The 15,742-nt window shown below is 60.9% G+C and carries 10 protein-coding genes; 5 read left to right on the top strand and 5 right to left on the bottom strand.

What is annotated here, in order from left to right:
• Window positions 1–3,701: 3,701 nt before the first annotated feature.
• From trxA to AR689_RS17625, 5 genes are all read right to left on the bottom strand, one after another.
• The gene (gene trxA / locus AR689_RS17645; RefSeq protein ID WP_021473158.1) at window positions 3,702–4,028 is read right to left on the bottom strand and encodes a thioredoxin; all 327 of its coding nucleotides are present in this window, start codon (window positions 4,026–4,028) and stop codon (window positions 3,702–3,704) included.
• Window positions 4,029–4,063: 35 nt separating this feature from the next.
• The gene (gene trxB, locus AR689_RS17640; protein ID WP_062072204.1) at window positions 4,064–5,020 is read right to left on the bottom strand and encodes a thioredoxin-disulfide reductase; all 957 of its coding nucleotides are present in this window, start codon (window positions 5,018–5,020) and stop codon (window positions 4,064–4,066) included.
• 230 nt (window positions 5,021–5,250) lie between these two features.
• A complete protein-coding gene (locus tag AR689_RS17635) occupies window positions 5,251–6,912 on the bottom strand; it encodes a hypothetical protein (protein WP_062072202.1) in 1,662 nt (553 codons plus the stop codon).
• 139 nt (window positions 6,913–7,051) lie between these two features.
• Window positions 7,052–9,067, bottom strand: coding sequence for a murein biosynthesis integral membrane protein MurJ (gene murJ, locus AR689_RS17630; RefSeq protein WP_062072200.1), 2,016 nt, complete (start codon window positions 9,065–9,067; stop codon window positions 7,052–7,054).
• Between the two features lie 26 nt (window positions 9,068–9,093).
• Entirely contained in the window at window positions 9,094–9,597 is a 504-nt protein-coding gene (locus tag AR689_RS17625; protein ID WP_062072198.1) for an NUDIX hydrolase, read from the bottom strand.
• A 196-nt stretch (window positions 9,598–9,793) separates the two neighbouring features.
• Between AR689_RS17625 and AR689_RS17620 the strand changes: the two genes are divergently transcribed.
• The 5 genes from AR689_RS17620 (at window position 9,794) to AR689_RS17605 (ending at window position 15,741) form a co-directional block, all read left to right on the top strand.
• Window positions 9,794–11,263: a CCA tRNA nucleotidyltransferase gene (locus tag AR689_RS17620; protein ID WP_062072196.1), complete on the top strand. Its 1,470-nt coding sequence runs from the start codon at window positions 9,794–9,796 to the stop codon at window positions 11,261–11,263.
• Window positions 11,260–11,841 (top strand): histidine phosphatase family protein, encoded by a 582-nt coding sequence (locus AR689_RS17615; RefSeq protein WP_026541028.1) that lies wholly within the window; start codon window positions 11,260–11,262, stop codon window positions 11,839–11,841. Before AR689_RS17620 ends, AR689_RS17615 begins: the two co-directional genes overlap by 4 nt.
• A 600-nt stretch (window positions 11,842–12,441) precedes the next feature.
• Window positions 12,442–12,582 carry a hypothetical protein gene (locus AR689_RS23420; protein ID WP_181151794.1) on the top strand — a complete coding sequence of 47 codons (141 nt, stop codon included), beginning with the start codon at window positions 12,442–12,444 and terminating at the stop codon, window positions 12,580–12,582.
• 203 nt (window positions 12,583–12,785) lie between these two features.
• Window positions 12,786–14,303 (top strand): glycosyltransferase family 87 protein, encoded by a 1,518-nt coding sequence (locus AR689_RS17610; RefSeq protein ID WP_197412918.1) that lies wholly within the window; start codon window positions 12,786–12,788, stop codon window positions 14,301–14,303.
• Window positions 14,296–15,741: a phytoene desaturase family protein gene (locus tag AR689_RS17605; protein WP_062072194.1), complete on the top strand. Its 1,446-nt coding sequence runs from the start codon at window positions 14,296–14,298 to the stop codon at window positions 15,739–15,741. The genes AR689_RS17610 and AR689_RS17605 overlap by 8 nt, the downstream gene beginning before the upstream one ends.
• Window position 15,742 lies beyond the last annotated feature (1 nt).

The following is a 15,742-nucleotide window of genomic DNA, read 5'->3' as shown; positions in this document are numbered from 1 at the left end:
CTAAGACGAATTTAGGACTCGACGCTGAACCAACGCTGTGTGTACGCAGGCCGCCAATGGACCCTGCCTGAGGAAGCAAAGTTGGAGATTATGTTTCACGTGAAACAAGGCTCTCTCGGGCGTACCGCCGAGTGAGCGAGTGGTCAAAAGCCTTGTTATAGCCGGTGGATAAGACGGTGGATATCGCTGTGGATAACTATGGGGATAACTATGTGGATGCGCATTGCGTTCCCATCGTTCCTCTCCCCGGTCCGTAACCACTTCATCACCGTAGTCGAGTGCCGTCGACTACTACAGAGTCGAACACTGTCGCTCAGGTGGAGCCCAGGCGAACTTCACGCATGCGGATGCCCCTGATAGCCCAATTTGCATTGCTTTTGCACAACTTAGCCCCAATCACCAGCTCACCCTTAGGATCTGAGTCGATGCTCTTTCGAGGGCGTAGTTGGAGGCCCCAATCCAAGATCTCTGATCGCGCTGAAGCGTAGATGTGGGCAACGTCATGCGTAGTGGATAAGCCTGTGGATAACGCTGTGTATAAGTCAGTGGATAAGAGTGTGGATTATCCGTAGCTTCTGTGTGGTTCCCCAATGATTTTCGGGTCGGCCCGTTTGGATGGGAGACGTGTCGAGGCGTACGCACCGGACTCTGTGCCACTTGGTCTTCAGTCATGATGTGGAGAGTGGACCCTTCCGTGAAGAGGGAAAGCCCCAGCTGACTCACTCTTTCATTGATGCGGACGCATCCACAGTCATCGAACGATGAGCCTTCCGACGAGGCAATGCATTCATCCGATGTATCGACCGATCTTCGGGCGATGATGTCGCGGGGATTGGGCGTGCTTAAGCCAGTTCCAATTTCCCGCTGCAGCGGTCACGGGGACAGCCAGAGACTAGTCGATCGATGTCACTCCCCCGATGAATCTTGATATGCGTCCTAGCCGCCGGTTCTGAGGTCGTGGCGCATGGACCATAGTGACAGCCGATGAGAATGACTTTGGTGACCACACCAGCGCCCTGGGCTGGAAAGGGTACTGCGGCCCTCTAGGACCGGATCACCCATTGGACCCATTGGGAGGACGTCATGATTCCTGCGTCGCCGCATGGGTCAGTGGCTGCGGAGAGGGCCAGTATGTTTCACGTGAAACGGCCCCGACTATCCTGACAGTTGCACGTGAAAGGGGCCGGACTGTTTCACGTGAAACGGTCAATGTTCTAGTGGTTGCCAGAGTACCCGCGTGAGGCGCTGCCAAGACACAGCGGACACAGGTCGTGGAAGATCAGGCTCTACAAAGGAGCAGCAGTCTTTACGGACGGTGACGTCCCATGCCAACTGCGGCCTGGAAGCAGGAGCTGCTTCGGCGATGATCGCGACCCACCCTTCGTTGCCGAAAGGGCTGTCCTTCACTCTCGATTCTCCGCGTGGCTAGGTTCGCAATGCGCAGATCGCTAAGGGGCCCTTCTCTGCGTATGCCCCGGGTCCGAGTGAAGTGATATCAAGGTTAGGTTGGATGCGTTGGTGTCGATTCTGGAGCTGCACAGGTAGTCCCGCCACCGGGGCCCGGTTGTCGAGGGAAGGGGAGGATCACCGCAGCTGCGTAGTTCTATTGTTGTTAGCGATCCACTGGGCACCGATCACCTCGGCTGGTTCATTGTCCGTTGGCCCCGTTCGCGATCAGCCCGCGGGTTGGCAGGCCAGACGCTGTTCTATGGCGAGGATGCCACAGTAAGCGAAACGCTGAGGGCAGGGAACTTCAGATGCTCCATCCTGTTGGCCAGGCGGGGTATCAAGGTCTGTTGAGAATTCCGTTTTGAGGGTGATCCGGGGATATGGCGGTGTGGACATAGGTGACACCAAAGGCCCTTGGTGAGCCAGAGCCAGCTTCAACGAAGCTACGGAATAACTGGCGAGATGGCCATTTGCAGGTGCATGTTTCACGTGAAACACTCCCCTGGATTCCAAGCTATGGACCCAAACTTAAGGGTAGGTCCACACTGGGGTGATGCTGACGTTCGCCGTCGTATTGAAAAATTGGGTCCTAACTGGAGCGCCTCCCATTGGGCGGTGGCTCGTCGTTCATTGGGACGGTAAGAGCTTGGGAGTTGTACCTTTGTGCTGCGCGCGGGGTTGCAGTCCGTCCTAGTCCTACCGGTGCTGGCGCTCCGTTCCGGCGTGAAGGCCGCCTGAGTGCGGTATTGGCCGGCTGTTGCGGACGTGTTTGTTTGCGGTTGGGAGAGTGCGTGGGTTGAGGTGGAATACGACGCGGTGCGATTCTGGCCGGCCAATCCCGGATGACAGACGTTTGAACCTGGCTAGGCAGGGGCAGACACTGCCGCACGCTGGTTCTATGCTGCGCACGGTTCTTCCTGCGAGCTTGGTATCCGCTGTCTATATGCGGTTTGGTGGTGATGTGCGTTTAGTTGGATAGCCGGTGCTAGACAGTTGTAGATGTAGGCTTCGAAAGTTGATCAGTGCCCCGGGCGGGGTGCTCTTACCCCAGACTCTCCGGCTATGAGTGTCACTGAGGATGCTGGGCACCTAGAGTCGGAGGGGGTGCGTCCAAGCCTCTGGAAGCGCCCCAGACGTCCTCGGAGCAGAGTCACGGCTTACACCTCAGGGCGCACCAGAATGGACTGCGACACGAGCTACAGGAGCCCTCGGGTCCGTTCGACAGCGGATTTCATGCAGACGGGGAAGCCAAATTCGGGGGGATGAAGTCAGTTGCCGTCAGTGGCGCGGGCTCGTTCGGGTCAAATAGCCGAGATTGGGTGGCTGCTTGGGAACTGGATCGGATTGGCACAGCACCCTTCATTCCCATCTTCGTTGCCCTGATTCAGTCAGATTTGGACTAATTATCAGCAGTCCCAGACAGATGGGTTCTGTTCAAGGCTCCACGTGTAGCTCACAAGTGCGCGTCTGCAGATCAGTGACATGCAGCGCCTCCTGAGTCGACCACCCCCGGTGGGTGTTTGCGCCGCATACACGTTCGGTCTTCTTCTCATCCGCGCCACTCCGGGTACAGCCATTGAGGCGATATCTGTTGTGTTTCACGTGAAACAAGACTGCTCGACAGACAGGGCAGACCCCAAATTGGCCATAGGCGAAGATCGAGGTACTGGTACCTGGACGTGAAGCCAGGGGAAGGTCCTTGTAGGGTCGCGGGCCCACACATAATGCAGGAGCACCCCTTGGAGTTCCCTTCGGGAACGTTCGGCCGCGATGATTGCAGAAAGGTCCATTTCAGTGCATACGAAGCCACTCCCGTTGGGCACTCGCCGTCGGGCAGGCTTCATGGGACACAACACGGTGCGCACACGAGTGTCGGCTGGGCTGACATGTCACCAACCTCCTAAAGCGCGGCTCAGCTGACGTGTCACTGATCCTGCCAAAGAAGATGCGTGTCCGGACTGGGCACGCATCGACCCGTCTGTTGAGGAGAGGAATTTCGGGTCAGTGGGCCGGAGCTGCCAGCCGGAGGAACGGAGGGCAAGGGATGGCTAAAGACGCCAACGTCCCCCTACCCCAGGTAGGGAGAAGTCTTCTGGCACTCATCGACGAGAGTGGAGCCCGCTGAGGCCAAGATCATGCTATAAGTGACTGTTTTCGGTTCAATTCAGTTTTTGGCACAAAAAACCGGCGGCTCCCGCTCCCTGTGGAGCAGCAACCGCCGGCTTTGGGCAAACTCAACTAAGCACGGAGGCTTAGGAAAGGACGTCTGCGAATTCCTTCTCGAAGAACTGCTTCGGCTTGGCGCCGATGACAGTGCTCTTCACTTCTCCCCCGCTGAAGAGGTACACGGCGGGGATGGAGGTGATGCCGTACTCGGCTGCGATGGCGGGGTTGTCGTCGACGTTAAGTTTCACGACGTCAACCTTGTCGCCGTACTCGACGGAGATCTCGTCGAGGATGGGACCGAGCTTGCGGCAGGGGCCACACCACTCTGCCCAGAAGTCCACGATGACCGGCTTCTCGGAAGCCAGGACATCAGTGCTGAAGCTTGCGTCAGTGACGTCTTTAGCGTTGCTCATAACTTTTCCCTTCGTATGGTTGCGTGGATGCAGCTTTAGGAGTTCAGGTCTGCGAGGTAGTGCTCAACATCGAGGGCGGCCACGCAACCCGAACCCGAAGCCGTGATGGCCTGGCGGTAGGTGGGGTCGATGACATCGCCCGCGGCGAAGACACCCTTGATGTTGGTCCGGGAACTGCGGCCCTCCACGGCGATGGTTCCCTCGGGGGTCAGATCCACCGTGCCCTTGATCAGGTCCGTGCGGGGGTCGTTGCCGATGGCTACGAACACGCCGGTGACAGCGAGTTCGGACTCGGTACCGTCCACCAGGTTCTTCAGCTTCAGGCCAGTGACCTTGTCACCACCGAGAACATCTTCGACGGCGGTGTTCCAGACGAAGTTGATCTTCTCGTGAGCCTGCGCGCGGTCACCCATGATCTTGGAAGCCTTGAGGGTATCGCGGCGGTGGACCACTGTGACGGACTTCGCGAACTTGGTCAGGAACAGTGCTTCCTCCATTGCGGAGTCGCCACCACCGATAACGGCGATGTCCTGGTCCTTGAAGAAGAAACCATCGCAGGTTGCACACCAGCTCACACCGTGACCGGACAGGCGCTTTTCGTTGGCCAGACCAAGTTCGCGGTATGCCGAGCCGGTGGACAGGATGATGGCCTTTGCTTGGAAGGTCTCCCCCGTACCGATGGTCACGGTCTTGATGTCGCCGTCGAGGTCCAACTCGGTGACATCCTCGAAGAGGATCTCGGTACCGAAACGTGCGGCCTGCTTTTCGAAGTTCTCCATCAGGTCCGGGCCCATGATGCCCTCGGGGAAGCCCGGGTAGTTTTCCACGTCCGTGGTGTTCATCAGTTCGCCACCAGCGGTGACCGAACCGGCAATGAGCAGAGGCTTCATGTTGGCACGGGCGGTGTAAACAGCGGCTGTATAGCCAGCAGGGCCTGAACCTACGATGATGACGTCACGCACCTGCGATGCGCTGTTTTCTGCAATGCTCACGTGGCGTGAACCTCTTCCTTAGTCGATGCTGCGGCTCTCGGGGCAGCCATCTGACTCAACCCCTGTTGCGTTCCAAATATTCCGTTGGAGTTGGGGACCCTAAAAGCCACCATCATTCAGGGTACCGTCTGGAGGCGTGGCGAATCTAAAGCGGTGACGCCAAAGTGAGTAGCAGAAGAGGCCGTTCTGACGAATCAAAACGACCTCAACTGCGACTTAGTTGGGTGGGGTTACTGGACGGTGACCTCGGCGAGGCGAAGACCGAATCCGAATCGTGTCTTCGGGGCAGCCAGCTTAGGCAGGGCGCTGATGACCACGATGACGTACTGGGTCTGCGTCGGCGCGGCAAGCGGCATGGTCAGTTCAGGTGAGGTGAAGCTGTTGGTTCCCACCAGTTTTGCGCCATCCATGGCAGGACGATCGTTGGTGTAAACGCTAATGCTGCCACCGGATCCACCAAGCTGGTTGAGGACTACGGACTTGACCTCCGTAGCTTCCTTGAGCTTGATCACCAGCGGCATGTCCTGGAAAAGTCCACCCCAGTTCGCGGTAGCGAACTCCATGTCCGACCAGTAGCTTGCAGCGTTGCCGTCGAAGGCCCTCGCCAGGTCCTTGTCGTAGGTAGCCGCGAAGGGGAAATCACCGAGTCGGGTGATCTCTTCAATTTCCGGCGGTGTGGCAGGCGCCGGAGCCTCCGTGGGAGCAGGCTCTTCGGTTTCCGAGGCAGTGGTTTGCGGGGCGGAGGTGCTCTGTGCCGCCGGAGTGCCGCTGGGCAGCAGACTGCCGAGGTTGGTTACCGCAAGGACGAGTCCCACTACCAGAACAGCGGCGAGCAGGCCGCCTACAAGCCAGCGAAGGGAACGTGGTTCCTTCTCCGGAGCCTCGTCCTCATAGACTTCCTCGTCCGTGTAACCATCTGCGTAGTCGCCGGCGGCAACGGACGACGCCGGGAAGTTGGTAGCCGAGCGATCGTACCTGGAGTCGTTGCCGGAGTTTCCAACACCAGCCCCGGCCGCGCCGGCAGCCGTACCGGAACCTGCGTCGCGGTCCCTAAACCCGTAGTCTTCCTCGGACCACAGTGAAACCTTGGGCTTCTCAGCAGATTCAGGGCTGACAGACTCACGAGGGGCTGGCTCGCGGCTCACAGGCTGCGACGAGACGGCCTGGGTGGGAGGTTGGGAAGCAGCAGGCGCCGTGCTCCCGCCATCGCCGGCGGCAGCACCGGCGTCGTTGTTCTTGGAGCCGGAATTCCTCAGCGCTGCAGCGGCGGCAACGCCGGCTGCTCCGGCGCCGGCAGCGGCCGCGGCGAGCTTGCCCGCGATGCCGCTCTTAGGAGACGACGGGCTAGACGAGGGCATGGGCGGTACATGCGGCGCTGTGCGGGCGGGTGCGGCAGGGTCAGCCTCGGGCTGGTCGTCGTACTCCGACGCGATGGGGTAGCCGTTTTCGTCGTATTGAATGTATTCGGCGTCGTGCTCGTCATCCTCATACAGGCCGTCGTACGTCTCAGGCTCATAGGTCCGGGGCTGGCCGAAGATCTCGCTTCCGAGCGTCTCCGTAAAGAAAGGCTCGATGTACGGCGGGTTGGTGGCCACCACGAGGTCCAGCAGATCAGCGGCGGTGCTGTGGTTGGTGATCAGGTACGTGGTGTTCTCACTGATGCCAAGGTCCAGGATCTGAACGTGACCTGGCCGCTCCCCTGTGGCCACTTCGCGGGCACTCTGGGCTACTTGCTCAGCATTTCCAGGACCGGCAACAAGGATGCTCACGGGACGGTTGAGGACCTGGTCCACGCCGTCGAGCACCTGATCTTGGTCATGCGAGGTCAATACATTGGCCGTGACCTTGTAGCGGCCGCCAAGTACTGATCCGACGTCGATCGGGTGGGACACGTGTTCCTCCTAGGCTGTCCGGCAGCTGCGGTCCTGCTCGTAGCTCACCCGGCTGGCCGGTTGAACCTCTTTTGCAACTACCTATATTCGTTTCTAGCCTAACGGATTGACGCCCGCCGCCCGTGTTGGCGGCACCGGCTCACTTCCTCTGGTTTCCGCGGACGGGGAAGTATGGATTCTGTCCGACGTCGCCCTGGTAGGTGCGCCGACCCGGCAACGGGATCTGTGGTGTGAACTTGCCGCCCCGGGCAGTGCTGGGCGCGTCCTCCTCCGGGAGGTAGGCCTTGGGCGCCTGTGATGAGTCGTCAGCCGCAGGTTCGCTGGAGCGTTGGGGTGCAACCGCGGGTCCGGCCCTGAACGAGGCAGCATCGAACTCACCGGAGATGCGTGGAATCAAACCGGTATCGTCCGAGACTGTGGCGCGTGCCGGCGTCGTGGGTTCTGCGGGGGCGCCGGCAGGCGCGGGGACGCCCCGACCCAGTCGACCCATGAGGGGGCGCAGGAGGTCGCGTAGTTCCGTGACGTGGAAGACGCGGAGAAGGATGAGATACGCAATGAGCATGACGGGCCCGACGACCACCACCGTCACCAGGGCGGCCGGGCGGCTGCTCCACGCGAAGCCGTCGGCGCGGTAACTGCCGAGGAGCCACAACGCTCCCGCGCCGGCCAGTGCAGAACCCAGGCCTGCGTAGCCCATGCGGATGTACGAGTTGGCGATGCGGGGACCGTCGAGGTGACCCAGCAGACGGCGCAGGAACACCACGCTGATCACGACGGACAGGATGTTGCCCAGAGTGTAAAGGATGGCGATCGCGTAGATGATCTGGCCGACGGGGAGGAACTGGATGAAGAACGCACCCACCACGTAGATCACGGCCAGCCACAACTGGACATACAGGGGCGTGCGGGCGTCCTCGTTGGCGTAGAAGACGCGGGACATCATGAAGTTTGCGCTCAGGAAGGGTGTGCTGAGGGCCAGGATGGTGAGCGTCTGGGCCAGCATGACGCCGTCCTGGGGCTGGCCGCCGGAGAAGAACATGCCGAGCGGACCTGCCAGGGCGAAAAGCGCCAAAGCGCCGAAGACCGTGGCCACGGCCATGGTGCGGAGTCCGTGGGACAGGGCTTCGCGCAGTTCGGCTTTGTTGCCGTCCTGCGACGCACGCGTCATCCGGTTAAAGAGGACAGTTGCCAGGGACAGGGCAATGATGGAGTGCGGCAGCAAGTACAGCTGGCTCGCGACTTCCAGGACAGCGTTACCGGGCAGGACCGCGGCAGCCGCCTTGTCCCCGGCGTTGTCCAAACGCAGGCGCTCAGCACCGGGAATGGTGGCGATTCTCATGATGTACAGGAACGCCAGCTGCCCGACGGCGGCAGTTGCCAATGTCCAGACGCTCAGCTTCGCTGCCTGGCCCAGTCCAACTCCGCGCCAGCCAAAGCGGGGACGCAGGCCCAGGCGCAAACGGAAGACGGGAATGAGGAGGATGGCCGTCTGGGCGATCACACCAAAAGTTGAGAAACCGGCAATGAGGAGCGTCTGGGTAGGTCCCCAGTTGTCCAATGTATGCGGGTTGTAGATGTTCTCGCCCAGAATCCAGATGAACATCCCCAGGCCCGAGATAGCCACAAGGTTGTTGAGGATGGGCGCCCACATGGCGGGGCCAAACGCTCCGTGGGCGTTCAGCACCTGGGTGAGGAGGGCATAGAGCCCGTAGAAGAAGATTTGCGGCAGGCACCAGAAAGCGAAGGTGACCGCCAAAGCCTTTTGTTGCTCGGAGTAGCCCTGCGTGGTGAGGTCGATGACCAGCGGCGCTGCGAGCGTCACAATGGTGGTCAACGCCAGCAGCACCAGGACTGCGAGGGTCAGCAGGCGGCTGATGTAGTCCGCACCACGGTCAGGTGCCTTGCTGGCCTTGATGATCTGCGGGACCAGGACGGCGTTGAACACGCCGCCGGCCACCAGCAGGAAGATCAGGTTAGGCAGGTTGTTCGCATTAATGAACGTGTCATTGATGGTGGAGCCCAGGCCGAGGGCGGCGCCGAGCATCCAGGTTTTGGCGAAGCCAAGGAACCGGGAAACGAGCGTTCCTGCTGCCATGATGGCGCTGGAACGTGCTTCTCCGGACTGAACGGACTGGGTGGTTTTGGCTTCAGACATCGCCTTTATCGTCCCATGTAGCCGGGTCAGAGATGTTCGGGCAGTACTTCCCGAGCCAAATCGGCGATGCGGCGTTCATTCGGGAAGGACAATTTTCGGGCCAGTTCCTGGAGGGGAACCCACGCGGCGTCCACGGCCTCTTGGTCCGGATCATTCTCGATGGTCAGCTCTCCACCCGTTGCCCGGAGGAGGAAATGATGCACGGTCTTGTGAACGCGGTGGCCGCTCACTGTGAACCAGTAGTCGATGCTGCCAAGGGGCGCAAGGATGCTGCCTTCGATGCCGGTTTCCTCCGCGATCTCACGGACAGCAGCTTCCTCGTTGTTCTCGCGACCTTCCGGATGGCCCTTCGGGAGGCACCACTCAAGCCGGCCACCCCTATTAAGGCGGGCGATGATCGCAACCCGGAGTTCGCCGTCGGACGTGTCTACTACAACGCCGCCGGCCGAGACTTCCTCCACAGTGGGAAGTGAGGCCTGCACCGGGTGCTGCTGGGCAGGCGCGACGTGAGCACCGATTGCCGACGGCAATGGTGCGTTTGTCCTCCTGCCAGGAGCGCTCGGGATCGGGTTGGCCATGAGGTCCACTCTAACGACTCTTGCCCTCGAGTGATGACTGGGACATGGCCACAAGATGGACTGCGGGAGATGCTCTGCGGACACATGCCTGATTTCGCATGGAACAGTGGCCCAATGATGAGTAAAAATCTGCCAAGCTTAAGGGACTATGGCGCACGTATTGGACAGCTCTTCAGTTAACTTCACCATCGATCCGGTGGTGCTCGACCTCGGGCAGCGCTTCGTCGATGCCGGCTTCGAACTGTCCCTGGTGGGTGGGCCTGTGCGCGACCTCTTCCTGGGGAGGACCTCCCCGGACCTCGATTTCACCACCGATGCCACTCCTGACCAGACCATCGGCGTCATCAAGAAGTGGGCAGACAACTTCTGGGAAATCGGCCGTGCTTTCGGCACTATCGGGATGAAGAAGAGTGGTTTCCAAATCGAAATCACCACGTACCGTGCAGAAGCCTACGATCCCGATTCACGGAAGCCCGTGGTGGCGTTCGGCAACTCCCTGACAGATGACCTCCTTCGTCGCGACTTCACCATCAACGCCATGGCGTTGCGGCTGCCCAGCCTTGAACTCGTGGATCCGTTCGGAGGCGTCCGCGACCTTCACGCCTCGGAGCTGGCCACGCCCGGCGCACCTGAATCGTCCTTCTCGGACGATCCGCTGCGCATGATGCGTGCGGCACGCTTCGCGTCGCAGCTCGGCGTGTCGGTTCACGATGACGTCCGGCTCGCCATGTCCCACATGGCCGACCGCATCAAGATCATTTCCGCTGAGCGGGTCCGCGAAGAGCTGGTCAAGCTCATTAACGGGGCCCACCCCCGGGTGGGCATCGATCTCCTGGTGGATACCGGGCTGGCGGAATTCGTGCTGCCCGAAGTTTCCGCCCTGCGCCTCGAAGCCGATGAGCACCACCGCCACAAGGACGTGTACCAGCACTCGCTGCAGGTGCTGGAGCAAGCTGCTGCCCTGGAAACGGGTCCAGACGGTGCCGTGCCCGGCCCCGATTTTGTGTTGCGGTTCGCTGCGTTGATGCACGACGTCGGCAAGCCGGCTACGCGCCGCTTTGAACCGGGCGGCGCGGTCAGCTTCCGCCACCACGATGTTGTGGGTTCGAAGCTGACAGCCAAGCGGATGAAGGCGTTGCGTTTCGACAACGAGTCGATCAAAGCCGTTTCACGACTTGTTGAACTCCACATGCGTTTCTACGGATACGGCGATGCGGGCTGGAGCGACTCCGCGGTCCGCCGCTACGTGACCGACGCCGGCCCCCTGCTTGAGCGCCTGCACCGGCTCACCCGCTCCGACGTCACCACGCGTAACCAGCGCAAGGCCGACCGCTTGTCCTTCGCCTACGATGACCTTGAGCAACGCATCTCGAAGCTTCTGGAACAGGAATCACTGGCGGCTGTCCGGCCTGACTTGGATGGAGCGCAGATCATGGCGCTTCTGGGACTGAAGCCTGGCCCCGTGGTGGGGCGGGCCTACAAGTTCCTTCTGGAAGAGCGGATGGAACACGGACCACTGTCCCCCGAGGAAGCCGAGCAGAAACTCTTGGCATGGTGGGAAGCCCAACCCGAGTCCGCCGTCGTCGAGCCATTGACCGAAACTGAGGAGCCCTCATGAACGCTGCGACTTCACCGCGTCCGCAACTCTGGATCCTTCGCCACGGCGAGACCGAGTGGTCCAAGAGCGGCCAGTACACGGGCCTGACTGACCTCCCCCTCACTGTTGAGGGCGAGCAGCAGGCTGTGGAGGCGCGCAAGGTCCTGGAAGGCATCGACTTCGACCTCGTCCTCACCTCACCCCTGCGCCGCGCCCGCCGCACGGCTGAACTCGCAGGCTACCCGGAGGCTGTCCATGAGCCGCTTGCCGTGGAATGGAACTACGGCGATTACGAGGGCATCAGCTCGGACCTCATCCGCAAGGACAACCCGGACTACCTCATCTGGACCGATGGCGTGCCCAACGGGGAAACCCTGGACGAGGTTGCTGCCAGGGCCGACAAGATCATTGGCCGCGTCCTGGAATCAGGAATGGACAATGTGCTGATAGTGGCCCACGGTCATTTCTCCCGCATCCTGACCGCCCGCTGGCTCGAAATGGATGCACGCGAAGGCCGGCACTTCATTCTGGGAACAGCAAAAGTCTGCACCCTTGGTTGGGATAAGCGGACGCCTGCAATTGTTCGTTGGGGACTCTAAAACACGAATTTAGAAAAACTTTTGGCGAATTAGGTAATTTCGCTGGTCAAACTCCATGTTCATGGGGTAGCTTATATCTTGTTCCCAGAGCGACCCGCCGGGAACCAGGCGCGCATTCACCGGTTCAGTCAGCCGTGACAATGCCACAGCAGGCTGCTTATCAGCCAGAAAAGGAGGTTGGGAAAATGATTACTTTGACTAGCGGACGGAAGTTGACCGTCACTGCTACCCCGGCCTCTGCTGATGACGCGCGCCATTTTTGCTCTCTGACCCACTCCTGAACTACCGGACCGGCTTGTTGCCGGCGGTATTTCTTACGGCCCTCCTGTCTTTGGATGGCTGAGTAGTCAGTTGTAGGCGCGGACCCACGCAGCATGCCGCGGGTGCGCAGTTTCCCCATAGTTCGGAACCAGCTTCTTGTTGGGTCGACTGCCGGAAGCACGCGCTATTGCACGACGAACCCTTTTCAACAAGGTCCGCAATCCCCCTTTATTAGCCTCGGCTATTTATGCCCTTTTAGCCTTGATTTCTTTTGAATTCATAGGGCTCTAATTGTTGCGCCTAAATTCCGATTACTTATCTCCTGAAAGGAGGTGAACCATGCGAAAACGCCCAGAAGACATGCGCTTCTTCAAGAGCACCAACGCTCCTAAGGACCGCACTCTGTTCAACGGCCAACTGCTCGACCAACGCCGTGAAGACGTCTACGTTGTCCTGCACCAGATGGGACTCATCCGCTGATGCCCAACAGCTGAGCCCGAAGGAGTTCAGATGCCACACATTGATGCTGAACCTCAAGGAGCCCACGCGGCTACGCGTGGGCTCCTCCCCTTTTAACCGGGTGGGCCTCGTTGGCGTGGTGGACGCCGTTAGCCGGGTAGGCCTCGTTAGCCTGGGTAGCCTTCCTGGGCCTGGTGGACCTCGCAGGACTGTAAGCTCGATCCATGCAGGAGACGAAGCCTCACCGGCCGGAAAAACGTGCCCGCTTTGTGGTTCCAAGCCGCAGTGACGCCCTGCTTCGAAACTTCACCGAACTTGTGGGCGGTCCCCTGGGCAGGCACTCCTCCCCAGGGAAGATGACGTCCGGCCCGTTCACCGTGGAACGTGTCTTGATCATCCTCACCGTTGTCGCTGCACTCCTCGCCGTACTCGCGAAGGACTACTGCCGTGTCCGTGGCTGGGAGACTCCAAGGCAGTTCTACGCAACGTGCTATTCGGACTTCCCTGAGCTTTTCCGGAACCGCGGCCTGAGTGACGGCATCTTTCCGTTCTTCACCCAAGGCAGCCTGTTTGAGTACCCGGTGCTCATGGGCATCATCGCCGGTATCACGGCCTTGCTGGTTCCCGGCCAGGGCATGGGAAACGAACGCTTACTGGGCTACTTCGACGTCAACGCGACACTGATCGTTGCAGTATGGATCATCACCGTGCTCCTGACCGCAAGGATCAACAGGCGCCGCCCCTGGGACGCAGCCATGGTGGCCGTAGCTCCCGGAATCATTTTGGCTGGCTTCATCAACTGGGACATGTGGGCCGTGGGGCTCCTGGCCGCGGCGATGTACTTCATCTCCCGGGACAAGCTGATCCTGGCCGGAGTGTTCATCGGGCTGGGCTCAGCTACCAAGATGTATCCGCTCCTGATCCTCGGGGCCGTGCTGGTGTTGGCCCTGCGCACCGGCAAGCTCCGCGCATTCTTCATCACTGCCGGCACAGCCCTGGCAACCTGGCTGGTAGTGAATCTGCCCATCGCAGCGGTGAACCCATCGGGCTGGCGCTACTTCTTCGACTTCAGCCAAGACCGTCCGGCCGGGTACAGCTCGCCCTGGTTCGCTTACAACCTCGTGGCGGACAGAGTACGTTGGGCGCAGCTTGACGGCGCAACCGTCAACACGCTGGCCCTGTGCCTGTTCGCTCTGGCATGCGTGCTTATTGGCGCCTTGGCCTTGTGCGCTCCGCGGCGACCCCGCCTGGCTCAACTGATGTTCCTCATAGTTGCCGCGTTCATCCTCACCAACAAGGTCTACTCCCCGCAGTTCGTCATCTGGCTCATACCGCTCCTTGCCCTGGCCCGGCCCCGCTGGCGCGACTTCCTCATCTGGCAAGCGGCCGAGGGGCTGCACTGGGCGGCCGTCTGGATGTACCTGGGCCAAACGACCAGCGGCGGATCCGTCCAGCACAACATCGACATGTCCTACTACGTGCTGGCCGTGGGATTGCACATGGTCGTCACCGCCTACCTCATGGCGCGGGTGGTGATGGATATCTGGGATCCCGCCCAAGACCCACTCCGCGCTGATGGCGTGGATGATCCGCATGGCGGACCATTCGACGGCGCACGGGACTGGCTGCGGTTCGACGTGTTCCACCCCTCCCGGTCAGTGTTGCCGTGGCGTCCCCGGGCTACGGTGGAAACCACCGAAGCGAAAGAACCCCAGCGTATGGAGGTAAACAGCGATGGTTGATGTCGCCGTCGTCGGCGCCGGTCCCAACGGCCTGGCCGCCGCAGTGGTGATGGCCCGCGCCGGCCTGAGTGTCCACCTTTACGAAGCAGCTGATGCGATCGGGGGTGGATCGCGGACCAGCGAGTTGATTGAACCCGGCTACCTGTACGACATCTGCTCAGCGGTGCACCCCATGGCGGTGGCCTCCCCTTTCTTCCGCGATTTTGAATTGTCGCAGCGGGTGGATCTGCGTCTCCCTGAGGTCCAGCACGGAACACCGTTGGACGTCGGAGGAGCTGCTCTGGCCTACCAATCCCTGGATCGGACGGTGGAGGAGCTGGGTGTCGACGGACCGGCCTACCGTCGGCTGCTGCAGCCCTTGCTGGAGCGGGTGGACGGGGTGGTGGACTTTACCTCCAACCAGCTCCTGCGCATCCCGAAGGATCCTTTGGCGGCTATCAGGTTCGGACTGGCTACCTTGGATCAGGGGACCCCGCTCTGGATGCGGCGATTCAGGGAGGAAGCCGCGCCCGCGCTGTTGACGGGCGTGATGTCACACGCCCTCGGCTCGCAGCCATCCCTCAGTTCAACGGGTGCCGGGCTCTTGCTCAGCGTTCTTGCCCACGCGGGAGGTTGGGTGATTCCTGTTGGTGGTTCCATGTCCATCGCCAAAGCAATGGCTGATGACCTCACGGCGCACGGAGGCACCATCCACGTAGGTGAACGCGTGAACTCCCTGAATCAGGTTAGGCCTGCGAAAGCGATCTTGCTGGATGTTGCCCCGCCAACGTTGGCCCGCCTGGGTGGGGCGGAAGTTCCAGACCGCTACCGCCGCGCATTGGAAGAATTCCGATTTGGGAATGCGGCGTGCAAGGTGGACTTCATCCTGTCCGGGCCCGTTCCGTGGCGCGACCCCGGATTGGCGAAGGCCGGGACAGTCCATGTGGGCGGTTCCAGGCTGGCGATGGCCGAGTCGGAGAACCTTGTGGACATGGGCAAACACCCCACCGAGCCCTACGTCCTGGTGTCCCAGCCATCTCTGGTGGACTCCACACGGGCCCCGGAAGGCCGTCACGTTCTGTGGTCCTATTGCCACGTACCGGCCAACTCCACCGTGGACATGGCCGAAGCTGTCATGGCCCGCATCGAGCGCTACGCACCTGGCTTCCGTGATCTGGTGGTGGGATCAAAGACCACGACGGCGGCGGAACTGTCCGCTTACAACGAGAATTATGTGGGGGGAGACTTCAGCGCAGGCCTGCTGGACCTGCGAGGCCTGGTGCAGCGGCCGGTGGTGTCCAACGTGCCGTGGCGAACCCCGTTGCCCGGCGTGTACTTATGTTCCTCGTCTACCCCGCCGGGGCCTGGAGTGACGGGAATGCCCGGGTACCACGCGGCGAGACATGCCCTTAAGGACATATTCAAAATGCGCGTACCCGGGCTGGGTGTGGGACTGTAGA

The sequence above is a fragment of the Arthrobacter sp. EpRS71 genome (assembly GCF_001512285.1).
Taxonomy (GTDB): Bacteria; Actinomycetota; Actinomycetes; order Actinomycetales; family Micrococcaceae; genus Arthrobacter.
The sequence above is the reverse complement of the archived record's forward strand: the minus strand, read 5'-3'. Positions and strand labels throughout refer to the sequence as shown.